Origin of the sequence: Leptospira sanjuanensis (assembly GCF_022267375.1) — a bacterium.
GTDB lineage: Bacteria > Spirochaetota > Leptospiria > Leptospirales > Leptospiraceae > Leptospira > Leptospira sanjuanensis.
In genome coordinates, this window is the sequence record NZ_JAIZBH010000001.1 from 827,526 (window position 1) to 838,554 (window position 11,029).

Annotated in this window: 10 protein-coding genes; 2 read left to right on the forward strand and 8 right to left on the reverse strand. The window is 46.9% G+C overall.

The genetic code is table 11. From position 1 onward, the window contains the following. Positions 1–57: 57 nt before the first annotated feature. Positions 58–546 carry an SRPBCC family protein gene (locus LFX17_RS03725; protein ID WP_238729073.1) on the reverse strand — a complete coding sequence of 163 codons (489 nt, stop codon included), beginning with the start codon at positions 544–546 and terminating at the stop codon, positions 58–60. An 11-nt stretch (positions 547–557) separates the two neighbouring features. Continuing rightward, positions 558–932: an ArsR/SmtB family transcription factor gene (locus LFX17_RS03730; RefSeq protein WP_238729074.1), complete on the reverse strand. Its 375-nt coding sequence runs from the start codon at positions 930–932 to the stop codon at positions 558–560. 316 nt (positions 933–1,248) lie between these two features. On the opposite strand from LFX17_RS03730, the gene LFX17_RS03735 reads away from it, so the two are divergent. After that, positions 1,249–2,745, forward strand: a complete 1,497-nt coding sequence (locus LFX17_RS03735) for an ABC-F family ATP-binding cassette domain-containing protein (protein WP_238729076.1) — start codon at positions 1,249–1,251, stop codon at positions 2,743–2,745. A 28-nt stretch (positions 2,746–2,773) separates the two neighbouring features. Here the strand turns inward: LFX17_RS03735 and LFX17_RS03740 are convergent, their stop codons facing one another. Further along, a complete protein-coding gene (locus LFX17_RS03740) occupies positions 2,774–3,211 on the reverse strand; it encodes a carboxymuconolactone decarboxylase family protein (RefSeq protein WP_238745102.1) in 438 nt (145 codons plus the stop codon). A gap of 65 nt (positions 3,212–3,276) precedes the next feature. Further along, on the reverse strand, positions 3,277–3,930 hold the full coding sequence (locus LFX17_RS03745; protein WP_238745104.1) for a TetR/AcrR family transcriptional regulator: 654 nt from the start codon (positions 3,928–3,930) through the stop codon (positions 3,277–3,279). A 187-nt stretch (positions 3,931–4,117) separates the two neighbouring features. Between LFX17_RS03745 and LFX17_RS03750 the strand changes: the two genes are divergently transcribed. Further along, entirely contained in the window at positions 4,118–5,485 is a 1,368-nt protein-coding gene (locus tag LFX17_RS03750) for a flavin-containing monooxygenase (RefSeq protein ID WP_238729082.1), read from the forward strand. Between the two features lie 402 nt (positions 5,486–5,887). Here LFX17_RS03750 and LFX17_RS03755 read toward each other — a convergent pair whose 3' ends face one another. The 4 genes from LFX17_RS03755 to LFX17_RS03770 form a co-directional block, all read right to left on the reverse strand. Next, positions 5,888–6,757, reverse strand: a complete 870-nt coding sequence (locus LFX17_RS03755; RefSeq protein WP_238745106.1) for an SDR family NAD(P)-dependent oxidoreductase — start codon at positions 6,755–6,757, stop codon at positions 5,888–5,890. 10 nt (positions 6,758–6,767) lie between these two features. Further along, positions 6,768–7,529, reverse strand: coding sequence for an ABC transporter permease (locus tag LFX17_RS03760; protein ID WP_238745108.1), 762 nt, complete (start codon positions 7,527–7,529; stop codon positions 6,768–6,770). After that, positions 7,526–8,467, reverse strand: coding sequence for an ABC transporter ATP-binding protein (locus tag LFX17_RS03765; protein WP_238729087.1), 942 nt, complete (start codon positions 8,465–8,467; stop codon positions 7,526–7,528). The genes LFX17_RS03760 and LFX17_RS03765 overlap by 4 nt, the downstream gene beginning before the upstream one ends. Positions 8,468–8,634: 167 nt before the next feature. Further along, a complete protein-coding gene (locus tag LFX17_RS03770; RefSeq protein ID WP_238745110.1) occupies positions 8,635–11,013 on the reverse strand; it encodes a SpoIIE family protein phosphatase in 2,379 nt (792 codons plus the stop codon). Positions 11,014–11,029 lie beyond the last annotated feature (16 nt).

Sequence of the window (11,029 nt, forward strand, 5' to 3'; positions counted from 1 at the left end):
CACCGGCCCAGATGTTTTTAAAAGTTTTTCGATTTATGCGTTTTCGTTTAATCCGGATTATGCGAAAGTTTCGAGCAGCGCTTCGAGTCGATCGTAATTATATCCGAGTCCGTCTTCCATCGGTGAAAGAATAACGCTTTCTCTCGCTTCCTTGGATTCGTACAAAACGGTTATGGACAGCAATGTCGTTTTAGAATCGATTTCCGTTAAGATGGACGTATCGATCGCTTCTCCCGCATACCAGGATTCGTCGAAAACTTCGGTGGCGACGAGCCGATCGGGCGCGTCGATTTCCAAATAAACTCCGCCCATTCCCATATCTTTTCCGCCTTCGCTGCGCCAAACATACCGATACTTGCCGCCGACTTTGAGATCGATGTCGCAAACGATCAAAGACCAACCGGGCGGACCATCGAACCAGCGTTTGAGTAATTCCGGTTTGGTCATCGCATCAAAGACCAACGCGCGCGGCGCGTCGAATGTGCGTGTGATGAGAATTTCTCGTTCTCCTTGCGCGACCACTTTCAGTTTTTTCGTATTCTCCATGGGAGTTCTCCTTAAACGGATCTCGTTCCGCTTTCTTTTTCTTTCTTCCCGACTTTCAGCTCGTCCAAGAGAGCGTCGAGTTTGTCGAAACGCCCTTCCCAAAGCCGGCGGTATTTTTCCAGCCAATCGCTCGCTTCCGCTAAAGGTTGTGCTTCGATTTGTCTCGGTCTTTTTTGTGCGTCCTTCGCTCGCGTAATCAATCCGGCTTTTTCCAACACTTTGAGATGTTTGGAAATCGCAGGTTGGCTCATCGCAAAGGGCTTTACCAATTCCATCACGGAGGCTTCTCCCTCCGCTAAACGCGCCAGAATCGCCCGTCTGGTTGGATCTGCTAACGCCGCGAACGTCGCATCCAAACGTTCCGACGCACTCATGGGGATGCTCATATTTCAATAACCATACGGTTATATAAAAATTTTAGCAAGTATTTTTTAGGATTGAGATCGGTTTTAGGCGAAAACCCGCTGGGAAATACGGAAAATCCAATGCGCTAAGGATGCGGAGCGGGCGAAGCAGCCCTCTCATTTCAATGATGAAATGAGAGGGCCGAAAGCGATAGCTGGAGCGCGGATCAAGCCTGGCCTGCGATTTCTTCCGAAGAATTCCGATTTCGCCGCCGATCGAGCAGGAGCGCCCGTTCATTTTTGAGTGAAATATAGGGTCTTTTCAAAAACTTGGATATAACGAGAAGGTTCGCAGTTCATGATTAAAATTTCCGGCCTCAATAAGGCTTATACTTCCAAGGTTCTTTTTGACGATTTGAATTTGAGCATCAATCGGGGCGAGAAGATCGGTCTTGTAGGCCGCAACGGTCACGGTAAATCCACGCTCTTTCAAATGATTCTCGGTACTGTGGAAGCTGATTCCGGCACGATCTCCGTTCCGAAGGGTTATAAGATCGGTCACTTGCAACAGCATCTTCATTTTACCAAACCCACCGTCTTGGAAGAATGTGCCCTCGGTCTTCCCGAAGGCGAGGAATACGAAACTTGGCAAGTTGAGAAAATTCTTTCCGGTTTGGGTTTTTCCGAAAAGGATATGGAAAGAGATCCGAACGAATTTTCCGGCGGTTATCAGATCCGAATGAACCTCGCAAAGCTGCTCGTGTCAGCTCCCGATATGCTGATGCTCGACGAGCCGAACAACTATCTCGACATCGTTACGATCCGTTGGCTCGAGGAATTTTTGCGCGAATGGGAAGGCGAAATCATATTAGTAACTCATGATAGAGGTTTTATGGACGCCGTTGTCACTCATACGATCGCGATTCACAGAACGAAGGCGATCAAGGTTCAAGGCGACACGGACAAACTCTATAATCAGATCAATCAATCCGAAGAAATTTACGAAAAAACCCGATTGAACGAAGCCAAAAAAAGAAAACAGGAAGAAATCTTTATCGCGAAATTTAAAGCGAAAGCGAGTTTTGCGAGCCGCGCCCAATCCAGAGTGAAGAAGCTCGAAAAGCAGGGAGAGATGAAAGCGCTCGAACAGATTCAGGATCTGGAATTGTTTTTCAATAGCGCTCCGTTTGCGGCGAGCCAAATGCTTTCCGCGGAGAATCTCGCTTTCTCGTACGACGGTAAACCTCCGTTTCTATTCGAGAACTTTTCGATCAGCGTCGGAAACCGGGAAAGAATCTGCATCATCGGTAAAAACGGAAAAGGGAAATCGACTCTGCTTAAAGTTCTCGCGGGAGAATTGGAACCGTCTCAAGGAACGATCAAAAAACATCCCGTGTTGAAGGAAGGTTATTTCGGTCAGACGAATAAACTCAACATGAATGAAAACGCGACCGTCGTGGAAGAGATCATGATCTCGGATAAATCCTGTACGGAGTACCAAGCGAGAACGATCGCGGGCGGTTTGATGTTTTCGGACGATCAAGCCTTGAAAAAGATCAAGGTTCTTTCGGGAGGCGAAAAGAGCCGCGTTCTTCTCGGAAAGATTCTCGTGACTCCTTGTCATCTTCTGTATTTGGACGAACCTACGAATCACCTCGATATGCAATCCTGCGATTCTCTCATCGAAGCGATCGACGGTTTTGAAGGTTCGGTCATTATGGTGACCCACGACGAGTTGCACTTACGCGCCGTGGCGACCAAGTTGATCGTATTCGACAACGATACGATACGGGTTTTTGACGGAACATACGACGACTTCTTGAACGACGTAGGTTGGTCGGACGAGGATTATTAAAAGAATCGAATATTCGATTCTTTTGTTTTTATTTCGCTGTCATCCGCGTTGAAATCGCGATTCGATTCCAGGAATTGATCGTGTTGATCAAAATGATCAGAGCCACGAATTCTTTCTCGTTGAAATGTTTTCTGACCTTTTCGTAGGTTTCGTCCGGAACTCCTTTTTCGGAAATCTTCGTCACCGTTTCGGTTAATTCCAAAGCTGCCTTTTCTTTTTCCGTATAAAAGGTCGCTTCTCTCCAAGCGTCCAAAAGATAGATTCTTTTTTCCGCTTCTCCCATATCTCTCAAGTCCTTCGTGTGCATGTTGATGCAAAACGCACATCCGTTGAGTTGCGACGCGCGTATCTTTACGAGTTCGTAGAGAACGGGGTCGATTCCTCCTCGTTTCGCGAATTCCTCCATTTTCAGCATCGCTTGCAACGACTCGGGATAAACCGTCGCATAGTTCAATCTAGTTTCCATGTTGTCTCCTATACAAAGGAAGACGCGGCTTGAAGGTTTTTGTGACAGACCGGAATTTTTTTTTGTTATTCCCAAGCGGAGAAGTAGGCGATAACTGCGTTTGCTGCTTCGGTCCGCATTCTCTTAGAGATTCTATTTTCCTGATAATATCCTCGTTTCATGCAGGCGAATGCGATTTCCACTCCGAGCGTTGCGACGTCGGGTTGTTTCGGAATCGTAAACGGAACCTTAAGATTCGAGAGTTGAACGCGGACTCCCGCTCCGATATGAGCGATCGTGATTTCCTGTGCGAGATACGCGTTTCTGCTGAATGGCCCGCCTAACACGAGTATGCTGGCAACGGGCGTTGAGTCGTAATAATCCGATGCGGCGTCCACTAAGATGCGAACGAGTTTTTTCCAGGTAAGATTCGCGCTCTTGGCGCCTTCGAGTGCGAGAATTTCCCCCACTTTGGCGAGATGTTTTTCGGCGAGTCGAGTGAACAAAGAATACTTATCGGGAAAGAATTGATAGATGCTGGCGCGGGGAACGCCCGATTTTTTCGCGATTTCCGGAATCGACGTCTCTTCCGGTCCGATCTTTTCGAGCATTCGTTCCGCCGTTTCCAACACGAGAGCCATTCTTGCTTGAGAACGTTCCTGCAAAGGAATGCGAGTCCCGTTCGTCTTTTTACCGTTACGCGAATCGGTTTTGTTTTTTCGGATTATCGAGTTCGGCATTCTATATCTTTCGTTTTAAAGGATTTAAATCGCCCGCCGTTCGTTTACGTTCTTTCGATCGGATTTGGTCAAAGCCAAAAAATTCTTGCGCTCAAATCCAACATAAGTAAGATCTCTCGAAAATGTAACATTTGTTGGATTTTAAATTTCGTCAACGAATGTTCCTGAAACGCAAAGGGAGAATCGGATGAAGTCGAATGTCAAAGTCTGCGTCGTAGGCGCGGGGCCTAGCGGTATCGCGGCCGCAAAGAATTGCGTTCAATACGGGTTGGACGTGGTCGTTTTTGAAAAGAACGACAAGGTCGGAGGGAACTGGGTCTTCAATTCGAAAACCGGACACTCTAGCGTTTACGAAAACACGCATATCATCAGCTCGAAGGCTTGGTCCGAATACGAAGACTTCCCGATGCCGGACGATTATCCGGAATATCCGAATCACAAACAACTTCAGGCTTACTTCGAATCGTACGCGAAACATTTCGGAGTGTATAAGAAGATCCGTTTCAATCACACGATCCAAAAGATCACAAGAACGGAAGACGGAGATTGGAAGGTGGATTATATAGACGCTTCCAAAAAAAAGAAGACCGAAATCTTCGACGTTCTTATGGTCGCCAACGGTCATCACTGGAATCCGAAATATCCGGAATACGAAGGAAAGTTCACGGGTAAATTCCTGCATTCGCACGATTTTAAGGGAGTTACCAACGAGTGGAAGGGAAAGGACATTCTCGTGATCGGCGGCGGTAATTCCGCTTGCGACGTTGCGGTCGAATCCGCGCGCGTCGCCAACAGCGTGAAGTTGTCGATGAGAAGTCCTCAATGGTTTTTTCCGAAATTTCTTTTCGGAATGCCTTCCGACGTGTTCGCCGCAAAGACCCCGAGCTGGATTCCGTCCATCGTAAAACAATGGACTCTTACGAAGATGCTTCATGTGTTGCAGGGTTCTTACAAGAATTACGGTCTTCCCGTTAATACGACATTAGCGCTCAGTCATCACCCGACTTTGAATTCTGATCTCCTCGATTTTATCCGTCACGGAAGAATCAAACCTCGTCCTGCGATCAAAAAACTGCACGGAAAGGAAGTCGAATTCGTGGACGGAACCAAGGAGAAGTTCGACATCATCTGCGCCTGCACCGGATTTTGGACCACGTTTCCTTTCTTTGATAAGTCGTTTATCGATTTTCAACACGTCGAAAAGATCCCTCTCTTCCGTAAAATGATGCACAACGATTACCGAAATTTGTATTTTATCGGTTTGTTTCAACCGGTGGGTTGTATTTGGCCGATGGCGGATTATCAAGCGAAGCTTGCGTGCCTGGAAATTCTCGGTAAATACAAACGACCTAAGAATTTAAAGGAAGCGATTCGATACGAGATCGAACACCCTCACTTTACGTTCGGCGGCGGTCAAAGACATGCCGTGGAAGTGGATTATCATGCGTTCCGCAAAGAACTCCAGCTGGAACTTCTTAAGGCGGGTGTTGATATCGGAAAGCCGCCGGGCGGTAATAAAAAGTTGTATAAGGATTTTTCGAAACAGGCGGTGTAGTTTCGAAAAGTTTTTTGTTCGGAGTTTTTGTAGGAGTTCCCACGCTTTGGAAACTGAAAATTGTTCTTGAGCAGATTCGATTTTTCTGATAAAGCGAATTTGTCAAGATTTCCCACAAAGCCCGCCTCCACCACCCAATTCGGGTGGGGGCTTCCCTCTTACGGCTATATGTCGGAATTACGACAACATATTCTTTGACAATGCGTTAGGGATACGAAGGGCGCGGAGCGGACTCGTTAGTTCGATCGGAGCCGCATAAGACTTCGTTCGCATTTTCGTTTCTGCAAAGTTTACGAGGCCGAAGCGATAGCGGAGCCCGTAGTAGCCCGCCTGCGACTTTTTCGGAAAACTTTATTTTTCGTTTTTTTGCGAGCAGGAACGCCCCGGATTTTTTTCGATACGTTATGCGCCCTTGATTGCTTGCGCTTTTTCATTCAATCGCTTTTGAGCGGATCTAAGTTCTCCGTCCGCAATCTGCAACGTCCATTCCGGAAAATGTCTCGCTAAAAAATACTGAAGCCAAGAATCCCAGGTCGCGTATCCGAGAAACTTTTTCTTTGGCAACCAACGGATAAATGCGTCCGCGACTTTTTCCACGGAATGAACCGCGTTGATCGCGGAACCCATCTCGATCTCCTTCACGAGATCCGGTTTGTCCCGATTCTCTTTTTCCAATCCGGGCGTGTCGGTCGTAGGCGGCAGAAAAATTTTTACTCGAACCCCATGGATCATCATCTCTTGCCGCAGGGATTGCGCGAATCCCGTAATCGCGAACTTACTCGCGGAATAGGCCCCGTATCCGTAAATCGAAAACGTGGCGAGCATGGAGGAAATCAGGATGATATCGCCTGATCCTTGTTTGACGAAGTGATCGTGAAAGGCTCGAACCACGTTGACGTGTCCGAAATAGTTCACTTCCATTAGATCGCGAAAGTCCGATTCTTCCAGATCGCCGACTCTGCCCACTTTCGCATAACCGCTGTTACATACGAGTAAATCGAGTCCTTCCAATATTTTAAGAGCGTATTTTGCGGCTTTTTTCACCTGATCCGGCTTGGATACGTCGGCGACGACCGAATCGAAGATCGCGTCTTGAGATCCGATCTTACGAAGTTCCCGGACTGTCGCTTCTAAGGTTTGTTTTTTTCTCGCGGATACGACGACGCTCGCGCCCGCTTTTGCGAACGCGACCGCCAGCCCTTTGCCGATTCCCGTGGAGCCGCCGGAAATAAAAACTTTCTTACCTGCGAGTTGAGAAGGAGGGACTTTCATAGCGGGATTCTCACTTTTTGATTTTGTAGCCCGTTTTAAAGATCAGCCAAACAAGCGTTAGACAGATCGTAAGAAACAGGAATACCATCGTAAGACTGATTCCCACGCTCACGTCGGCGATCTCGTAAAAACTCCAGCGGAATCCGCTCACCAAATACAGAACCGGATTGAAGAGGGTGACCTTTTGCCAAAACGGCGGAAGCATATTCGCGGAATAAAAGCTTCCTCCCAAAAAAACGAGAGGCGTGATGATCAGCAAAGGAATGATCTGAAGTTTTTCGAAACTATCGGCCCATATTCCGATGATGAATCCGAATAAACTGAAAGAGATCGAAGTCAGTATCAGAAACAAAACCATCACGAACGGATGCGCGATTTTGACGGGAACAAACAACGAAGCCGTACCAAGCATGATCGTTCCGAGGATAACGGACTTCGTTGCCGCCGCGCCTACGAAACCGATCACGATCTCGAACATGGAAATCGGCGCCGCGAGAATTTCATAAATCGTTCCGGTAAACTTAGGAAAATAAATTCCGAAGGAAGAATTGGAAATACTTTCCGTCAGCAAGGACAACATGATGAGTCCCGGAACGATGAACGAACCGTAACCGACTCCGTCCACTTCCTGAATTCTGGAACCGATCGCCGAGCCGAAGACAACGAAGTAGAGCGACGTGGAAATTACGGGAGAAGCGATGCTTTGAAATAGGGTTCTCCAAGTTCTGGACATCTCGAAGAGATAAATGGATTTGATTGCTTGCAGATTCATTGTGACTCCTTTACCAATTGAACGAAAATTTCTTCGAGAGAGCTCTGAGTCGTATTCAGATCCTTGAAATCGATCTTCGCCTTTTTCAGGTCTTGCAGTAGCGCGGAGATTCCCGTCTGTTTTCCGTGGGAATCATACGTGTATAGAAGTTGTTTCCCGTTGTTTACGATCTCAAGCCCTTTCGTTTTTAAACCGGCCGGAATCTTTTTCAACGTCTGATTCAAATCGATCAGCAGTTGCTTCTTGCCGAGTTTGTGCATGAGTTCTTTTTTATCTTCCACAAGGATCAATTCTCCCTTGTTCATTACGCCGATTCGATCAGCGATTTCTTCCGCTTCTTCGATGTAGTGCGTCGTTAAGATGATCGTGACTCCGTTTTCCCTTAGGTTGCGGACGATGTTCCACATATCCTTTCGGAGCTCCACGTCGACTCCGGCGGTCGGTTCGTCCAAGAAGAGAACCTTCGGCTCGTGTGCAAGGGCCTTTGCGATCAAAACCCTGCGTTTCATTCCTCCCGATAAGGTGAGAATCATCTGATCTTTTTTTTCCCAAAGGGAAAGCGATTTTAATAGTTTTTCAATATAATCGGGGTTAGGCGATTTTCCGTATAACCCTCTCGTGAAACTAACCGTGGCCCATACGGATTCGAATGCGTGAACGCTCAATTCCTGCGGAACCAATCCGATCTGCGATCTCGTAAATCGAAAGTCCTTGAGAATGTTTTTGCCTTTGACTTCCACGGAGCCGTCGCTCGGATTTACGATTCCGCAGATTACGGAAATTAAGGTCGTTTTGCCCGCGCCGTTCGGACCGAGCAACGCGATGATTTCTCCGTCTTCGATTTCCAAAGAGACGTTTTTCAACGCTTGGAATCCGTTCCCGTAGAATTTAGAAAGATTTTTCACGGAGACAACGGATGACTTCGTTTTCGGTTTCATGTTCTTTCCTGAATTTTGATCTTGTAAAATCGATTGATTGAAATGCCTAAAATACTGAATCCCGTTTCTTAGAACAGCATCATTTTCGAATTATAGGTCTCCTATAAATACGCGTTTTTCAACCTCTTCGAATCTTGATTGCGTTTTCGTACTTTGGTTCGGAAATTTTACGCCCCTTCTCCGAGCGAAACCGCAAGCAACGTCAAATCGTCCGTTAAATCCTGCGATTGTCTGAATCGATATAGACTCCGAAGATGAGAATCCAAAATCTCCTGAATCGGGGTGTAAAGATTTTCCTGTAAATAAGAATGAAACCGTTCCTCGCCGTAGAGTTGCATTAGACTTTTATCAAATACTTCGAAGGCTCCGTCCGAAAACAGGAAAAGCCGAAACGGGTCCTCGAAACGAAACGACTTCGTATTAAATTTAGCGGCGGTTTTTAAACCTAAAATCGGACCCGTTTTCGGGAGTGAAATTTTGGAATTTTTGGAAAGAATCACCTGCTCGGGATGTCCTCCCGAGGCGTATTGTACGTTTCCCGTTGCGGGGTCCCAATCCAAGACGAACGCCGTAAAAAGGGAATTCAGCGTTCTGAACATGGGTAGAATTCTTTCATTCAATTGTTCTAATATGATTCCGGGTTCAGAATCGGATTCCTTCAGAGCGTCGTAATCGGCTTTGATAGCCATCGTCAAAAGAGCGGCTTGGGTTCCGTGACCCGTCGCATCCGCTATAAAGAATCTCCAGCATCCGTTGCCGGTTTTACGAATGTCGTATAAATCGCCGCCGATCGGCCCCATGGGAAGATATTTGACGCTCCACAAAAACGGCCAGTCCTTGGAATGAGGATTCGGGAACATTGACTTCTGCAATTTTTCCGCTGTCTGCAGATCCGATTGAAGCAGATTCAACGCTTTGTCCCTCTGAAATTCGAGATTCTTTCTTTGTGTGACGTCCCGAATGATGATTCCGATATAACGATCCTTTTCGACCATCCAATCCGTGAGCGAAAGTTCGAGAGAGAATTCCGTGCCGTCTTTCCGCAATCCGATCATTTCGATCGGCTTCGGAGTTTTTCTTCTTCGTTTCCAAAGGAGGTAGCGCCTAACACCGTTTTTGTGTTTGTTCCGATTTCTTTCGGGAAGAATTATTTCCAAGGGAGAATCGAGAATCTCCTCCGCTTCCCATCCGAAAATTTTCACGGCGCCTTCGTTCCAAAAAAGAATCTTTCCCGATATGTCCGAGACGAGAATCGCCTCCTGAACCGATGCGGAAATCGCCCTGAATTTAATCTGAAGTTCCTGATTGAGAATGTCCGTAAACTTGAGCAAACTTCTATATCGAATGGAAATCAGAAGCGATTGAAACGCGATGAACAACAGAAACGTATACGGAACGATAAACGGAGTCGGGATAAGTCCCAGACGCGACAACGTGTCGTTAAGCGCTCCGATCAAAAGCAAAAGACAGGAAGCCAGAAACACGAACGAGCCGGTTCGTTTATGAAGAATGGCGCGGACCATCACGACAAAAACGACGAGGATCAGCGCGATCATATAATACAAATAGGCCTCTACGAGAAGTTCGAGCGGATCGCCCTGCAGGAACCAAAAAATTCCGAACGCGATCCAGTTCGGAACGAGAAAAACACGGAAGGCAAGAGTTTTGAATTCGTTCGGGAATAAGGAGCGGAGGTAACTCAGAAAGACAGCCGCCAATACGAAGAGACTTCCCAAGTCGATTCTGAATTCGAGAATCGGCGGGAAGTTCTGGAATATTTCGAAAATATAATGTTCTTCCGTAAACAGAATTCTCAGAGCGAGGACCGCGCACACCGAGGAAAGATAAAGCGACGAGGATTCTTCCTTTGTGAGAAGATAAAAGAAGAAGCTTGAAAATCCGAAAAACAATAAGGCTCCGAACGTAAGAAAGTCCAGATTTCTTCTCGTTTTGTCCGCGGCGGAGATCGTAGAAAACGTTCCGAGTTCGGGGGTTCTTCGGATGCCTCCGGCTCCTTCAAACCAATTCGAAATTTCTAATGTGATTTCAAGCGTCGTTTCCTTTTCCCCGATCGGAAAGTGAATGATCGGTTTGCCGATTCTGCGGATTTCTTTTTTCGGATCGGAGGAAGGGTTTCCGAATTCTAAAGCAAGTTTTCCGTTGATATAAGCTCGATACGCGTTGTGGATCTCATGAAACTTGATCGCGTATTCGCCGGGGGCGAGCCCCGTAACTTTGAGTCTATATGTCGCGGTTCCGAATGCGTTGCCTTTGAAGTTCGGGAATTCGCTCGTTTCCCAAAAGCCGGGAACTTGAATCGTGCCGAGCTTTTCTTTCGAGCCGAATCCTTCCGAGATTTCCCATTCTCCCTCCAAGGGAAGAATACTTCCGCTCTCGAGTGTGTTTCCGTTTATCGAAAGAATTCCATCCTTCGCTTTGGGAAAGGATTCGACGGAACGTTTGCAATCCGTTGCAAGAAAAGAAACGAAACAGAAGAACGCGATCGTTACGAAAATGCGAATCGTTCGTTTCGGCGGTCGAAGCATGACGACCATTCATAAA

Excerpts from the sequence above, each read along its gene's own strand:
- LFX17_RS03725 (WP_238729073.1), bottom strand. The coding sequence starts at position 546 with ATGGAGAATACGAAAAAACTGAAAGTGGTCGCGCAAGGAGAACGAGAA.
- LFX17_RS03730 (WP_238729074.1), bottom strand. The coding sequence starts at position 932 with ATGAGCATCCCCATGAGTGCGTCGGAACGTTTGGATGCGACGTTCGCG.
- LFX17_RS03735 (WP_238729076.1), top strand. The coding sequence starts at position 1,249 with ATGATTAAAATTTCCGGCCTCAATAAGGCTTATACTTCCAAGGTTCTT.
- LFX17_RS03740 (WP_238745102.1), bottom strand. The coding sequence starts at position 3,211 with ATGGAAACTAGATTGAACTATGCGACGGTTTATCCCGAGTCGTTGCAA.
- LFX17_RS03745 (WP_238745104.1), bottom strand. The coding sequence starts at position 3,930 with ATGCCGAACTCGATAATCCGAAAAAACAAAACCGATTCGCGTAACGGT.
- LFX17_RS03750 (WP_238729082.1), top strand. The coding sequence starts at position 4,118 with ATGAAGTCGAATGTCAAAGTCTGCGTCGTAGGCGCGGGGCCTAGCGGT.
- LFX17_RS03755 (WP_238745106.1), bottom strand. The coding sequence starts at position 6,757 with ATGAAAGTCCCTCCTTCTCAACTCGCAGGTAAGAAAGTTTTTATTTCC.
- LFX17_RS03760 (WP_238745108.1), bottom strand. The coding sequence starts at position 7,529 with ATGAATCTGCAAGCAATCAAATCCATTTATCTCTTCGAGATGTCCAGA.
- LFX17_RS03765 (WP_238729087.1), bottom strand. The coding sequence starts at position 8,467 with ATGAAACCGAAAACGAAGTCATCCGTTGTCTCCGTGAAAAATCTTTCT.
- LFX17_RS03770 (WP_238745110.1), bottom strand. The coding sequence starts at position 11,013 with ATGCTTCGACCGCCGAAACGAACGATTCGCATTTTCGTAACGATCGCG.